This window comes from Pseudomonas marincola (assembly GCF_900682675.2).
GTDB classification, from domain to species: Bacteria; Pseudomonadota; Gammaproteobacteria; order Pseudomonadales; family Pseudomonadaceae; genus Aquipseudomonas; species Aquipseudomonas marincola.
The window spans coordinates 301345-314682 of the sequence record NZ_LR215729.2; the positions used below are offsets into that span (position 1 = coordinate 301345).

Sequence of the window (13338 nt, forward strand, 5' to 3'; positions counted from 1 at the left end):
TTTCTATGTACAGTCGTTTCAGGTAAATCCGCCCTCCGTACCAAGTGATTTATTACAAGGATGTTGTTAATGACTTCGATTGGTTCGCATAAACCTGTCAGTGCACTCGTGCGCTGTTTTGGCCTGCTCATGGCGTTGTTGGGGGCTGTGCTTGCCTTGGGCGGCGCCTATCTGATTTTTCTCGGGGGCTCCTGGTATTACCTGATTTCTGGCGCAGCGATGGCGTATTCCGGCGTTGCCATCAGCAAGGGACGCCTTTGGGGCGTCTGGTGCTATTTGGCGCTCTTTGCGTTCACGCTGGTCTGGGCAGTATCCGAGGTGCAATTTAACTTTTGGGCATTGGTGCCGCGCACGCTCGTGCATCTGGTATTGGCAATCATTGCGTTGCTCTTGGTTCCGCTGTTTTCGCCGGCTTCGGCTTCGCTCAAACGAGGCGCAGTGATTGCTGGCATTGCTCTGCTGGGCGTTTTTATTGCGGCGTTGGCCGGGATGTTCGTACCGCACGGTATTGTGCAGAACTCCATAGCGTTTACGCCGGGCAAGGTGACAGATCTGACAGCAGCCACGGGTGGCGAATGGACCGACTACGGACGCACAGGTGAAGGCACGCGCTATGCGCCGTTTGATCAGATCAACGTCGATAATGTCGATCAGTTAAAAGTGGCCTGGACTACCCGTCATGGCGATATTGCCGAACTTGGCGACGAAAATCAGAACACTCCGCTGTATGTCGATGGCGTGGTTTATCACTGTTCGCCGCGCAACATCCTGACCGCACTGGATGGCGACACGGGTAAAACCCGCTGGCAGTTTGACCCGAAAGCCGAGGCGCCGTTCTGGAACCGTTGCCGCAGTGTTGCCGTGTACAAGCCGCCCAAGCCCGACGCCTGCGGCACGCGCATTGTCATGGCCACAATCGATATGCGTTTACTGGCCATCAAAACCAGCGATGGTGAACTCTGCGAAAGCTTCGGTGACCACGGCGCGGTCAACTTACAGCAGGGTATTGGCGAAGCCAAGCCCGGTTTCTACATGCAGACTTCAGGGGCGATGGTCGCGGGCGACAAGATTTTGCTCAGTGGCTGGGTGGCAGACAACATGTCGGTTGGCGAGCCTTCCGGCGTTGTGCGCGCCTTCAATGCCGGCACGGGTGAGCTGGATTGGGCGTGGGACCTGGGCAATGCCAAAATCGACAAGCTGCCACCGCCAGGCGAAACCTATACCCGCGGTACGCCCAATATATGGGCGCCAATATCTTATGATTTGGATCTCGGTTTGGTTTACCTGCCAACCGGTAACGCGACCCCAGACTATTACGGCGGCCTCCGCACCAAGGCGATGGATGATTACTCTTCCTCAATCGTTGCCGTTGACCTGAGCACGGGCAAGGAGCGCTGGAAGTTTCAAACAGTGCATCACGACCTCTGGGACTACGACATTCCGTCACAGCCATCCTTGGTGGACTTTCCCATGCCGGACGGCACAACCGTACCGGGGCTGATTCTGTTGACCAAGCGCGGCCAGATTTTCACCTTTGATCGGCGTGACGGAACCCCGCTGACCAAAATTGAAGAGCGCCCGGTGCCTGCCGGTGATGTTAAAGGTGAACGCTACTCGCCCACTCAGCCTTATTCGGTAGGCATGCCGGCGATTGGCGCAGCAGGCTTGAGCGAAACCAATGCCTGGGGCATTACGCCGGTGGATCAGCTCTATTGCCGCATCATGTTCAAGAAGAGTATCTACAAGGGCGATTTCACGCCGCCGAGCCTGAAGCCGATTATTCAATTTCCGAGTAATTATGGTGGCTTCAATTGGGGCAGCGCATCCATTGATCAGGAGCGTAATCTTCTGATCGTCAATGATTTGCGCATGCCGATTCGCACCAACCTGATGCCGCGCGGCGAGATCGACAAGGTCATGAAGTCCCTTGGCGGGGCTAAACCTCACGGCGAGTGGAACCCGCAATACGGCACGCCTTATGGGCTCAAGCTCAACATGTTCATGTCGCCGATTGGCGTGCCTTGTGTGCAGCCGCCTTTTGGCACGTTGACGGCGATTGATCTGGCAACGCGCAAGGTGGTCTGGCAGCGGCCGGTAGGCACTGCCGAAGAGGTCGGGCCGTTTGGTATTGCGACAAGGTTGCCGATTAAAGTGGGTTTGCCGACCTTGGGCGGCACGGTGACCACAAGTGGCGGGCTGGTGTTTATGACTGGTACGCAAGACTACTATCTGCGCGCCTATGACGTTGAAACGGGTAAGGAACTGTGGAAAGGCGCCATCCCGACTGGCGGTCAGGCGACACCGATCACTTACATCGATAAGAAGTCAGGGCGCCAGTTCATAGTGGTTAACGCCGCCGGAGCGCCGCATAACCCGAATGATCGTGGTGATTATCTGGTGGCCTTCGCGCTGCCGGAAAAAACCAAGCAGTAGGGCGTCAGTAGCTTCAGCCCCGGCAGCGCACTCAGTGCTCTGCCGGGGCTTTTACGTGCAGCCAGACAGCTTTGCTGGCGCTAGAACGTCATGTTCATGGCTCGGCTTTCTCGGCCGGCTTCCAGTCACAGAAACAGCCGACTGCCATGTTGTTGCTGGCGTGTACCTTGCGACCGTCCTTGAGCGCATTGAGTATCGGCTCGATAAAGCTGTTGCTCGAATTGCAGGTAATGCCTGAACTGTAAGGACCGAAATAGGCCAGCTTGCCTTCACGGTCCCAAATCGCTACCGCCGGGCTGGCTGGCAAATCGGCTGAACCCGGCAGAGCGGGTAAGGCTTTGATCGCTTTGAGATCAGCGGGCAATTCGCCGTGGCTGCCGGGCTTTTGCACGGCAAAAAACTCAACGCCCAGCGGTGTGAAATTTTTCACCAGCTCGGCAAGGTGCTGTTGGTTGCCGACGTTGCAGGGGCAGGCCGGGTCCCAGAAGTGCACCATGCGAATTGCCCCGGGGCCGGCTAACTCGGCGGGTAATTGCAATTGATCGCCGGAAAATATCGCCGTACGTTCACTGAATGAGCGCACATAGCGGGCTTCGAACCAGCTAAGGGCGAGTATTAGCACTATCACTGATACGCCTGCTATTACGCAGGCCAGTAAGGTTTTACGGCTGAATCGAGGCATGACAAGGTTCTATCTCTGGGGTGCATAGCTTGCCACGATGCGTCTGGCAGCAGAATATCTGCAGTTCGTTGTAGTGCATTGGATGCCTGCTTACCCCGCCTGATTTATGGATCGCTGCATGCTAGAGCAATTTAAGCCTGAGCGTTTAGTCGCAGGTCTTCGCCCGTTAACGTCCGCGCCCGCCCAGGCATTGCCGCAAGAGTTGGCTTATCGGGCGTTCTACGGCCTTGAGCAATTACCGGCAGCACATGCGCGCATGGGTTACTTTGATGCGGGTGGTTACCGCATTGCCGCGCAACTCTGGCTGCCTGAGCAGCCCAAAGCGACATTGATTTTGCTGCATGGCTATTACGACCACAGTGGTTTGTATGGCCATGTCATGCGTTGGGCTTTGGAGCAAAACCTCGCCGTCATGGCGCTCGACTTGCCCGGGCATGGTTTATCCAGCGGCACCCGCGCCAGTATTAACGACTTCGCCGAATATCAGGCCGTGCTGGAGGCTGCGATTGAGCTGGTTCGTGAGTTGCAGCTACCGGCACCTTTGCACCTGTTTGGCCAGAGCACTGGCGGCGCGATCCTGATTGATTACCTGCTGACGGCAAATCCGCAGAGTGATATCGGTGAGACCATTCTGCTGGCGCCGTTGGTCCGGCCGCGGGCCTGGGGTTGGTCGAAGCTCAGTTATCTGCTGCTCAAGTCGTTTGTGAGCAAGATAGAGCGGCGTTTCAGTGATAACTCACATGACCCTGTGTTTCTCGACTTCCTGCGCAATCGCGACCCGTTACAGCCACGCGACTTGCCGACTGCCTGGGTCGGTGCGCTGGGGCGCTGGGTGCCGCGTATCGAGAATGCGCCGCGCAGTCCACGGCGGCCGTTGGTGGTACAGGGTGAGGAAGACCGCACGGTAGACTGGCCGTATAACCTGCAGGTGCTGGCCGACAAATTTGCCGGCCCGCGTGTGCTGCGTATCAAGCAGGCGCGCCATCATCTGGCCAATGAGTCGGCGGAGTTTCGCGCTGAGTACTTCAGTTTTCTCACCGAACAACTCAATCGCTGAGACGTTAGATACCTTGTGGTGCCTGATTCAGGCTGGATGTGCTCTGGCCAACGGCTAGGCCGGCGCGCACGGCGGCGAGTGCGGCCTGATAATAGTCTTTACCGGCCTGCGATTCGGCGAAAGTGATGAACTCATCCAGCTCAGGATCGGACAAGTCGCGATAAACAAACAGCAAGGTGTTGTCCAGATCAGTGCCAATCTGGCCCATCAGGCGTTGGCGCTGGCTATTGAGCATGCTTTGCGCGGTGTCGCCGCCGAGCAAGCCGGGGATCATCTGGCTCAGGCTGTCTGCGGCCACGCCGGCCAACGCCAAGCTCACTTCGGCGCCGGCTTCCTTGGCGGGCAGGGCCTGCGCGAGATGGCTGATCAACAAGCGGCGACTGTCGCTGGCATCAACGCGTGGCAGGCCGTTGGCATATTTCGCCAGTTGATCCTTGCGCGTAGCCAGTTGCTCGGCGCTGACAACCTTGCGGCCCAGCGGTGACTCGAAGAATTGCAGGGCCGACTGCGGCTCGTGCAGATTCTCGCGAAAGCTTTGCTGCGCGCGCTGATCCATCGCTTGCGGTGCGAATCGCTGATTGCTGTTGCTCACCAGTGCGTCATACACCGCGGGTGGCAGGCTTTGGCGATAGCGCTGCTGCGCGGCAGTGAGCGCGTCATTGAAATTGGCCCGTTGTTGCGCCCAGCCGGCGGCTTTATAAAGATCAGTGTGCACATCGGCCAGAGCCGGCAAGCTCAGTAGCATGAATAGAGCGGTGAAGATCGCGCGCATTAAAGACTCCTGTCTGGCGGGCACTGATTTCAAGGGCGGAGAAGCATATCGAGGCGCGGCAACGAGACTGATAGAATTATACGCATGACAATCGATACCACTGATATGCCCTTTGCAGTAATTATTGATGACCTTGCCACGCAGGGCTGGTCTCTGCTGCCCGGTTTTGCTAGTCAGACTTTGACAGCCGAACTGGCCCAAGAGTGCCGTGCCCGGGTAAAAAATGGCGCTCTGAGCCCCGCCAGAGTGGGACGCGGTGCCGGGCAGGAGATCCGCGAGGCGATCCGCGGCGATCAGATCGAGTGGCTGGAGCCGGGACAGTCGGCCCCCACCAATGCGTATCTGCAATTGATCGACGGCTTGCGGCTCGCGCTTAATCAGCAGCTGTTTCTCGGTTTGGATTCCTATGAAAGCCACTTCGCTTTCTATCCGGCAGGGGCTTTTTATAAAAAGCACCTCGACCGCTTTCGCGATGACGACCGGCGCACGGTCTCGGTCGTGCTCTATCTGAATGAACAATGGCAGGACGAATTTGGCGGCGAACTGCGCCTGTACCTGCCGGATGGCGAGACCCGCGACGTGCGGCCAGAGGCCGGCAGCCTGGTGGTGTTCATGTCGGCCGATATGCCCCACGAAGTCTTGCCGGCCACCCGTGAGCGTCTGTCGTTAGCCGGTTGGTTCCGTCGGCGCGGCGCCGATACGTTCTGATAGCTTTGCCATTCGAGTAAATGCAGGAGCTTGCTGTGCAAAAAATCTTGGTCAGTCGTTGCCTGCTTGGTCATCGCGTGCGCTATGACGGCGGTGCGCATGGGCCGTTCGATCTGTTGCAGCAATGGCAGGCAGAAGGCCGGGTCATCGCGCTGTGCCCTGAAGTGGCTGGCGGCTTGCCAACGCCACGCCCGCCGGCAGAGATTGCTGGCGGACAAGGAGCGCAGGTGTTGGACGGATTGCTCAGGGTGTTGACCATTGATGGCGAAGATTGCACCGAAGCCTTTCTCAGTGGCGCGCAGCAGGCGCTGGAGCTGGTTCGCCAACACGGGATTGGCTTGGCGCTACTCAAAGCGCGCAGCCCGTCGTGCGGCAACCTGGAAAACTACGACGGCAGTTTTAGCGGCGTGAAGGTGGCGGGCGAGGGTGTTACCGCGGCGCTGTTGCAGCGAGCGGGTGTGCAGGTCTTCAATGAAACCCAGTTGGCGCAGGCCAGTTTGGCGTTGGCTGCGCTTGAATCTGCTCTGGAATAGGTATTTCAGCCGATTCCGCGCGTATCTTTTGGATGACGCCTACACTTGGCGATAGCGTAGTTACGCTGAACGATTGGCGGGGTTTACCGTCCATTGTACTCAACCAAAAGACACGGAGTCTGTTATGAAAGTAGTCATGCCCACTCTCGGGCTAGCCGCCCTTTTGTTTGCCGTCAGTAGCCCTGCCTTGGCTGAAGCGCCAAGGGCCAAGGCCATGGAAGATGCACGGGTATATATCGTTGAGCCAGCTGATGGTGCGACAGTCAGCCAGACGTTCACCGTCAAGTTCGGTATCAGCGGTATGAACGTCGCGCCAGCGGGTACGGATGCGCCCAATACCGGGCACCACCATCTTTTGATCGACCAGGACACACTGCCGGCGATGGACAAGGTGATCCCCGCCACCGATAAGATTATTCACTATGGCGGTGGCCAGACCGAAACTGAGCTGACGCTCGAGCCGGGCCAGCACACCCTGCAACTGTTGCTGGGCGATAAAGGCCACGTGCCATTTGATCCGCCGCTGCTGTCGGACAAAATCACTATCACGGTCAAGTAAATCCACGGCGTTTGCTGCGCTGAAACGAGAAGAGGGAGGCCTAAGCCTCCCTCTTCTTTTTTAGCCGTTACAACTGCTCGGAATTAGAACAGTACGCGGCTGCGGATGGTGCCGTTAACGTGCTGCAGTTTTTCCAGCGCCAGGTCCGAGTATTCGGCGTCGACGTCGACTACTACGTAACCCACTTTGTCGTTGGTCTGCAGGAACTGACCCGAAATGTTGATGCCGTTTTCGGCGAACACACGGTTGATTTCGCTCATCACACCCGGAATGTTTTCGTGGATGTGCAGCAGACGGTGCTTGCCCGGGTGCGATGGCAGTGCCACTTCCGGGAAGTTGACCGAAGACACCGATGTGCCGTTGTCGCTGTACTTGACCAGCTTCTCGGCGACTTCCAGACCAATGTTGGCCTGAGCCTCGGCAGTCGAGCCACCGATGTGCGGAGTCAGGATCACGCGATCGAGGCCGCGCAGCGGGCTTTCGAACTCTTCGGCGTTAGAGCGTGGCTCTACTGGGAATACGTCGATGGCCGCGCCAATCAGGTGTTCGTCTTTGATTGCCGCTGCCAGATGATCCAACTCAACCACGGTGCCACGCGCCGCGTTGATCAGGATGCCGCCCTTCTTCATGGCGCGGATTTCCGCTTCGCCAATCATCCACTGAGTCGATGGCAGTTCCGGAACGTGCAGCGAGACGATGTCGCACATACCCAGCAGGTCGTGCAGCTTGCCGATCTGGGTGGCGTTACCCAGCGGCAGCTTGGTGATCACGTCGTAGAAGAACACCTGCATGCCCAGCGATTCGGCGAGAACCGACAGCTGCGTACCAATGGAGCCATAACCAACGATACCCAGCTTTTTACCGCGGATTTCGAAGGAGTTGGCCGCGCTTTTGATCCAGCCGCCACGGTGGCAGGAAGCATTCTTCTCAGGGATGCCGCGCAGCAGCAAGATGGCCTGAGCCAGTACCAGTTCGGCAACCGAACGGGTATTCGAGTACGGTGCGTTGAAAACGGCGATGCCGCGCTCACGTGCAGCGTCAAGATCAACCTGGTTGGTGCCAATGCAGAAACAGCCAACTGCAACCAGCTTGTTGGCGCAGTCAAACACCTCAGCGGTGAGCTGGGTGCGTGAACGAATGCCGATAAAATGCGCCTCGGCGATCTTTTCCTTCAGTTCTGCTTCAGGCAGCGAGCCGGTGAGGTACTCGATGTTTGAGTAGCCAGCAGCCGTCAGAGTGTCCACAGCATTTTGGTGGACGCCTTCGAGAAGAAGGAACTTGATCTTGCTCTTGTCGAGAGAGGTCTTGCTCATCGGAGTACCTGTTGTCCCACAATTAAGTGTCACGGAAGTCAGCGCCATTGCTGATCGGGCCCGCAGATCAGCCTGGAGCATGATTTGCAGGGTGCATATGCTAGCATACGAGCCCCGCGAAACACCTACCCTGGCAGATGAAGCGTGCTCAGGGTGACCATGAATCGTTTGAGAGTTCTATCGATGACTGACCCAGCCCTGATTGAAACGCTAAAGTCCCTGGTTGAGCCTGGAAAAGTGCTGACCGACGCCGAATCCCTGGAAGCTTTTGGTAAGGACTGGACCAAGCATTTTGCCCCGGCCCCGCAAGCCATCGTGTTTCCGAAGAGCATCGAGCAGGTTCAGGCCATTGTTCGCTGGGCGAATGAGCATAAGGTTGCGCTGGTGCCTTCGGGTGGCCGCACTGGTCTTTCCGCCGCCGCTGTTGCGGCCAATGGCGAAGTGGTCGTCTCGTTCGATTACATGAATCAGATTCTCGATTTCAACGAATTTGATCGTACGGTTGTTTGCCAGCCGGGCGTTGTCACCGAGCAGTTGCAAAACTTCGCCGAAGAGCAGGGCCTTTATTACCCTGTCGACTTCGCCTCGGCGGGCTCCAGCCAGATTGGCGGCAACATTGGCACCAATGCTGGCGGTATCAAGGTGATCCGTTATGGCATGACCCGTAACTGGGTCGCGGGCATGAAAGTGGTGACCGGTACGGGTGAGTTGCTGGAACTCAACAAAGACCTGATCAAGAATGCCACCGGCTACGACATGCGCCAGCTGTTCATCGGTGCCGAAGGCACGCTGGGTTTTGTGGTTGAAGCCACCATGCGCCTTGATCGTGCGCCGCAGAATCTCACGGCAATGGTGCTGGGCGCCGCTGACTTCGATTCGATCATGCCGGTTCTCCACGCCTTCCAGAACAAACTGGACCTGACCGCGTTCGAATTCTTCTCCGACAAGGCACTGGCCAAAGTCATGGCGCGCGGCGATGTACCGCCGGCTTTCGAGACTGACTGCCCGTTCTATGCGCTGCTTGAGTTTGAAGCCAGCACAGAAGAAGTCGCCAACGCGGCACTGGAAACCTTTGAGCACTGCGTCGAGCAGGGCTGGGTGCTGGACGGCGTTATGAGCCAGAGCGAACAGCAACTGCAGAACCTGTGGAAGCTGCGCGAGTACATCTCTGAAACCATCTCGCACTGGACGCCGTACAAGAACGATATTTCGGTGACCGTGTCGAAAGTACCGGCCTTTTTGCACGATATTGACGAGATCGTCGGCAAACACTACCCGGATTTTGAAATCGTCTGGTTCGGCCATATCGGCGACGGCAATCTGCACCTGAACATCCTCAAGCCCGAGTCTTTGACTAAAGACGAATTCTTCGCCAAATGCGCAACTGTTAATAAGTGGGTGTTTGAGATCGTGCAGAAGTACAACGGCTCGATCTCGGCCGAGCACGGCGTCGGCATGACCAAGCGTGACTACTTGCATTACAGCCGCAGCGCCGCTGAAATCGGCTACATGAAGGCGATCAAGGCAGTATTTGACCCGAACGGCATCATGAACCCGGGCAAAATATTCGCTGAATAATCTGACTGCCACTTACTGCCAGCGAGGTTTGCACTGCCGACCTCGCCGGTTTGCTTGCAGCAGCCCCTGTTGGGCAGTTTTCCTTTGCCAGGAGCATTTATGAGTTACCAGCATCAGTATGTTGACGGCACCCGTATCCATTTTCAGTTGGGTAAAGTTGTGTGCATCGGGCGTAATTACGCCGAACACGCCAAAGAGCTGAATAACCCGGTGCCGACTGAGCCCATCCTGTTCATCAAGCCGGGCAGTTGTGTGGTGGCTGTGGATGACGGTTTCAGCATTCCTGAAGACCGGGGTTCGGTGCATTACGAAGCTGAAATTGCGGTTTTGATTGGCAAGCCGCTGTCGCGCACGCCGAATGAAGAAGAAGTGCTGGATGCGATTTCGGGCTTTGCACCGGCATTGGATCTAACTCTGCGTGACGTGCAAGCCAAGCTCAAAGAGAAAGGTTATCCGTGGGAAATCGCCAAGTCGTTCGATGGCGCCTGCGTGCTCGCACCGTTTGTGCAGGGCGATGCGATCGCTGATCTGACCGATATCGGCATTCGTCTGACTATTAACGGTGCTGTGCGTCAGGACGGTAACAGTAGCGACATGCTCAACCCGATTGTTCCGATGATCCAGCACATCTGCGGCCACTTCAGCCTGCAGCCTGGCGATGTCATTCTAACGGGCACGCCGGTAGGCGTTGGCCCGCTGAACAAGGGTGACGAAGTCGAACTGGAACTGGTTGGCCATTCGAGCTTCACCAGTAAAGTCTGCTAAACGCTGATTGCATCTCTGCACTGCTCACCTGCGTCCGCCGCGCAGGTGATGATTGATAATAATTACAAGAGATATACAGATGCTTGCAGCTTCATGGCTACGCTATGCACGTAAGGTGCTGTTGTACGTTGTCATTGGTCTTATCACTGCTGCGGTGATTTACCTTCAGCTATTTCCACGCGCTACTCTATGGGCACAAGAGCTGATGTTGTCGCCCGCCGAGCGAGCGGCCAGCATCGGATTGGGCGATTACCGAATAATCGGCAAGCCGCATAAGCTAAGCGGACTCGAGGCTTTTGAAACCTCGGGCCTGAGTTACAGCGCCAGCAGCAATACCCTGTTTACCGTAACCGGCAAGACGGCTTTTCTAATCGAGCTGTCGCTTGCCGGCGACGTATTGCGGCAGATCCCCATCAATGGCGTATCCAATCTTGAGGCGGTTGAGGTGTTGTCGGGCGGGCGCATTGCGGTGGTTGATGAGCGCATGCATCGCATGAGCGTGTTTCAAGTTGATGAGCACACTCAAAGCCTCGATGCCAGCACGGCTGAAAATTATGACTTGGGCTTTGCCGATGCTGGAAACAAAGGCTTTGAAGGGTTGGCCTGGGACCCAGATCAGCAGCGCTTGCTGCTGGCTAAAGAGCGTGATCCGCTGGGCATATTCAGCTTTCAATTGCCGGCTGAAGCCAATACAACTGTAACCCTGCAAGAGCTGGTGAGCGGCGGGCTATTCGTTCGGGACATTTCCTCGTTGGGCTATGACTCTCGCACCGGGAACATCCTGGTGTTGTCCGACGAATCACGCATGTTGGTCGAACTGGATGCGCAAGGTTATCCACTGGGCTTTATCAATCTGGGTGTGGGTATGGGTGGTTTTTCCTTGGGCATCAAACAACCTGAGGGCGTTGCAATTGGTACAGACGGCACTATCTATGTGATTGCTGAACCGGACCTTATGTACGTGTTCCGCAAAGAGGTTGAGCCGAATTAAGTTTGGCTTAAGCCCTGTTTAAGAGTTAATTCAGTTAGCGCAACTACTCTTTCCCCATCACTTCAACGCATGAGGATATGAATATGAAACGTACTGTATTGGCTTTGCTGCTTGCTCCTGTTTTCTCTGGCGCGGTCATGGCGGCCGGCTACACCGGCCCTAGCGATACCCCACAGATAAAGGATGTCGCAGGTGCAATGACGGCAGCTGATGACACTCCGGTTGTGCTGCAGGGACAAATCGTCAAGCGCCTTAAGCATGAGCAGTACCTGTTCAAAGATGCTTCCGGCACCATCGAAGTTGAAATCGATGATGATAAGTGGCCGCAGCAGCAAGTGTCTGAAACCGCCACAGTGCGTCTGGCCGGCGAGGTAGACGTTCATCACGATCGCCGTGATGTTGAGGTCGACCGGGTCGAACTGGTCAAGTAAGTCCCGCTGTAAACCGAACGCCAACCCTGCTCACTGTTGTGAGCGGGGTTTTCGCTTTGTTTGACTGTCTGCATAAACTTACCGGGCGGCAGGTTCTGCTCGGGCTCTGGATTTCTACTTATTGAGATAACGCATGCGTTCTTTCTTGACCTTAAAGCGTGTGCTGGCGGCCTTGGTGGTCGTCGTACTCCTGGCATTGGCTGTTTGGGCGCAGCAACACCGGTTAGTCCAACGGGCCTGGTTCAATTCGAATGTTTGGCGTGACGCCGCGATGCAGGAGGCCAACTCAATTTGGCTGACGGACTATCGCGTGAAGGTCGAGGCGCAGCCCATCGAGGGGCTTGAGGCGGACATTTCGGCACTGACCTATGACCCGGACCGGCGCAGCCTGTTTACCGTGACCAATCAAAATCCTCAGTTGATCGAGTTGTCGCTTGGCGGAGAAGTGCTCCGGCGCATTCAGCTGACGGGTTTCGGCGACCCGGAAGCCGTGGAGTACATCAGCCCTAACGTGTTCGTGATTACCGATGAGCGTGAGCATCGGCTGTTTAAAGTGCAGATAGATGACGCCGGTATCACCACACAATTGAATGCGCAGGACGCGGCGCAATTGTCACTGGGCATCGGGCTCAACGGTAACAAGGGCTTTGAGGGGCTGGCGTACGACAGGGCCGGCAAGCGTTTATTTGTTGCCAAAGAACGCGATCCCATGCGGATTATTGAGATAACCGGCTTTGCCGAAACGGCTGGGCAGTCAGGTATGTCCGTGAACATTGCCGATAATCTTGAGCGCGACAAAGGTTTGTTCGTGCGGGATTTGTCCAGCTTGCAATTTGACAGTCGGACTCGCCATTTGCTGGCGTTGTCAGATGAGTCTCGGTTGATTATCGAGCTCAATTCTGAGGGAAAACCGGTGAGCACCTTATCGTTGCTGGCAGGTCGGCATGGTTTAAAGCGTTCGGTACCGCAGGCCGAAGGCGTGGCGATGGATGACCAGGGTGTGCTGTATCTGATCAGTGAGCCGAATCTGTTTTATGTCTTCGAAAAAAGCACTGAAAACAGCGATTGAATATCGCGCACAGCAAAACGCCGAAGCTCAGAGCCTGGGCTTCGGCGTTTGATTACTTGGGGTGAATTCAGCTTTCGTCGTTGAGTACGGCTTCTGGTGCATTCTTCTGCACCGACTCAACGCCACCCTTGCAGCTCGACGCACTGGCGTACATCTGGCTTTGGCCAACAACCTGACCATTGGTCGCTTTCAGTACGAAGTAGTGCTTGGCGTTGCTCGACTCTTTAACCTCAAAAGCACCCTCACGCTGCGAGTTCTTGCGCACTGACTCGATCCCGTTGAGGGCTGAGTCCTTGGCTTTGTACATCTCGCTGGTGAGGATGATTTCGCCATTGCCGGCGAGCAGGTTGAAGTGGAACTGACCGTCTTTAGCTTTCTTCAGATGAAATTTGCTGGCCATGGATGACCTCACTCCTTGTGGTAGGGACAAGCCAAGACTAGTCCGGA

General features: G+C 56.4%; 14 protein-coding genes. 10 read left to right on the forward strand and 4 right to left on the reverse strand.

Annotated elements, in window-relative coordinates; translation table 11 throughout:
- Positions 1-69 precede the first annotated feature (69 nt).
- Positions 70-2433 carry a membrane-bound PQQ-dependent dehydrogenase, glucose/quinate/shikimate family gene (locus PMYSY11_RS01215; RefSeq protein WP_150548092.1) on the forward strand — a complete coding sequence of 788 codons (2364 nt, stop codon included), beginning with the start codon at positions 70-72 and terminating at the stop codon, positions 2431-2433.
- Between the two features lie 94 nt (positions 2434-2527).
- On the opposite strand, the gene PMYSY11_RS01220 is transcribed toward PMYSY11_RS01215, so the two are convergent.
- Complete coding sequence (locus PMYSY11_RS01220) at positions 2528-3115, reverse strand: DUF6436 domain-containing protein (RefSeq protein WP_150548093.1); 588 nt, start codon at positions 3113-3115, stop codon at positions 2528-2530.
- Positions 3116-3233: 118 nt separating this feature from the next.
- Between PMYSY11_RS01220 and bipL the strand changes: the two genes are divergently transcribed.
- Positions 3234-4172: a phospholipase BipL gene (gene bipL, locus PMYSY11_RS01225; RefSeq protein WP_150548094.1), complete on the forward strand. Its 939-nt coding sequence runs from the start codon at positions 3234-3236 to the stop codon at positions 4170-4172.
- Positions 4173-4176: 4 nt separating this feature from the next.
- Here bipL and PMYSY11_RS01230 read toward each other — a convergent pair whose 3' ends face one another.
- On the reverse strand, positions 4177-4944 hold the full coding sequence (locus PMYSY11_RS01230) for a DUF2059 domain-containing protein (protein ID WP_150548095.1): 768 nt from the start codon (positions 4942-4944) through the stop codon (positions 4177-4179).
- Between the two features lie 84 nt (positions 4945-5028).
- Here PMYSY11_RS01230 and PMYSY11_RS01235 point away from each other — a divergent pair, with 84 nt between their 5' ends.
- From PMYSY11_RS01235 to PMYSY11_RS01245, 3 genes are all read left to right on the forward strand, one after another.
- The gene (locus PMYSY11_RS01235; RefSeq protein WP_150548096.1) at positions 5029-5652 is read left to right on the forward strand and encodes a 2OG-Fe(II) oxygenase; all 624 of its coding nucleotides are present in this window, start codon (positions 5029-5031) and stop codon (positions 5650-5652) included.
- Positions 5653-5687: 35 nt separating this feature from the next.
- Positions 5688-6185 (forward strand): 2-thiouracil desulfurase family protein, encoded by a 498-nt coding sequence (locus PMYSY11_RS01240; protein ID WP_150548097.1) that lies wholly within the window; start codon positions 5688-5690, stop codon positions 6183-6185.
- Between the two features lie 124 nt (positions 6186-6309).
- On the forward strand, positions 6310-6744 hold the full coding sequence (locus PMYSY11_RS01245) for a DUF4399 domain-containing protein (protein WP_069902287.1): 435 nt from the start codon (positions 6310-6312) through the stop codon (positions 6742-6744).
- Positions 6745-6827: 83 nt separating this feature from the next.
- Here the strand turns inward: PMYSY11_RS01245 and serA are convergent, their stop codons facing one another.
- Positions 6828-8057 (reverse strand): phosphoglycerate dehydrogenase, encoded by a 1230-nt coding sequence (gene serA, locus PMYSY11_RS01250; RefSeq protein WP_150548098.1) that lies wholly within the window; start codon positions 8055-8057, stop codon positions 6828-6830.
- Between the two features lie 183 nt (positions 8058-8240).
- Between serA and PMYSY11_RS01255 the strand changes: the two genes are divergently transcribed.
- The 5 genes from PMYSY11_RS01255 (at position 8241) to PMYSY11_RS01275 (ending at position 12891) form a co-directional block, all read left to right on the forward strand.
- On the forward strand, positions 8241-9635 hold the full coding sequence (locus PMYSY11_RS01255) for an FAD-binding oxidoreductase (RefSeq protein WP_150548099.1): 1395 nt from the start codon (positions 8241-8243) through the stop codon (positions 9633-9635).
- Positions 9636-9734: 99 nt separating this feature from the next.
- A complete protein-coding gene (locus PMYSY11_RS01260; RefSeq protein ID WP_150548100.1) occupies positions 9735-10400 on the forward strand; it encodes a fumarylacetoacetate hydrolase family protein in 666 nt (221 codons plus the stop codon).
- A 79-nt stretch (positions 10401-10479) separates the two neighbouring features.
- On the forward strand, positions 10480-11391 hold the full coding sequence (locus tag PMYSY11_RS01265; protein ID WP_150548101.1) for an SdiA-regulated domain-containing protein: 912 nt from the start codon (positions 10480-10482) through the stop codon (positions 11389-11391).
- An 83-nt stretch (positions 11392-11474) separates the two neighbouring features.
- Complete coding sequence (locus PMYSY11_RS01270) at positions 11475-11822, forward strand: NirD/YgiW/YdeI family stress tolerance protein (RefSeq protein ID WP_150548102.1); 348 nt, start codon at positions 11475-11477, stop codon at positions 11820-11822.
- Between the two features lie 133 nt (positions 11823-11955).
- Positions 11956-12891 (forward strand): SdiA-regulated domain-containing protein, encoded by a 936-nt coding sequence (locus tag PMYSY11_RS01275; protein ID WP_150548103.1) that lies wholly within the window; start codon positions 11956-11958, stop codon positions 12889-12891.
- Positions 12892-12958: 67 nt separating this feature from the next.
- On the opposite strand, the gene PMYSY11_RS01280 is transcribed toward PMYSY11_RS01275, so the two are convergent.
- Positions 12959-13291, reverse strand: coding sequence for a YegP family protein (locus tag PMYSY11_RS01280; RefSeq protein WP_069902294.1), 333 nt, complete (start codon positions 13289-13291; stop codon positions 12959-12961).
- Positions 13292-13338: the final 47 nt, after the last annotated feature.

What these genes read in the sequence shown, in the direction of transcription:
- serA (WP_150548098.1), bottom strand. Translation starts at nt 8,057, where the DNA reads ATGAGCAAGACCTCTCTCGACAAGAGCAAGATCAAGTTCCTTCTTCTC.
- PMYSY11_RS01245 (WP_069902287.1), top strand. Translation starts at nt 6,310, where the DNA reads ATGAAAGTAGTCATGCCCACTCTCGGGCTAGCCGCCCTTTTGTTTGCC.
- PMYSY11_RS01265 (WP_150548101.1), top strand. Translation starts at nt 10,480, where the DNA reads ATGCTTGCAGCTTCATGGCTACGCTATGCACGTAAGGTGCTGTTGTAC.
- PMYSY11_RS01235 (WP_150548096.1), top strand. Translation starts at nt 5,029, where the DNA reads ATGACAATCGATACCACTGATATGCCCTTTGCAGTAATTATTGATGAC.
- PMYSY11_RS01220 (WP_150548093.1), bottom strand. Translation starts at nt 3,115, where the DNA reads ATGCCTCGATTCAGCCGTAAAACCTTACTGGCCTGCGTAATAGCAGGC.
- PMYSY11_RS01230 (WP_150548095.1), bottom strand. Translation starts at nt 4,944, where the DNA reads ATGCGCGCGATCTTCACCGCTCTATTCATGCTACTGAGCTTGCCGGCT.
- bipL (WP_150548094.1), top strand. Translation starts at nt 3,234, where the DNA reads ATGCTAGAGCAATTTAAGCCTGAGCGTTTAGTCGCAGGTCTTCGCCCG.
- PMYSY11_RS01280 (WP_069902294.1), bottom strand. Translation starts at nt 13,291, where the DNA reads ATGGCCAGCAAATTTCATCTGAAGAAAGCTAAAGACGGTCAGTTCCAC.
- PMYSY11_RS01275 (WP_150548103.1), top strand. Translation starts at nt 11,956, where the DNA reads ATGCGTTCTTTCTTGACCTTAAAGCGTGTGCTGGCGGCCTTGGTGGTC.
- PMYSY11_RS01255 (WP_150548099.1), top strand. Translation starts at nt 8,241, where the DNA reads ATGACTGACCCAGCCCTGATTGAAACGCTAAAGTCCCTGGTTGAGCCT.
- PMYSY11_RS01260 (WP_150548100.1), top strand. Translation starts at nt 9,735, where the DNA reads ATGAGTTACCAGCATCAGTATGTTGACGGCACCCGTATCCATTTTCAG.
- PMYSY11_RS01270 (WP_150548102.1), top strand. Translation starts at nt 11,475, where the DNA reads ATGAAACGTACTGTATTGGCTTTGCTGCTTGCTCCTGTTTTCTCTGGC.
- PMYSY11_RS01215 (WP_150548092.1), top strand. Translation starts at nt 70, where the DNA reads ATGACTTCGATTGGTTCGCATAAACCTGTCAGTGCACTCGTGCGCTGT.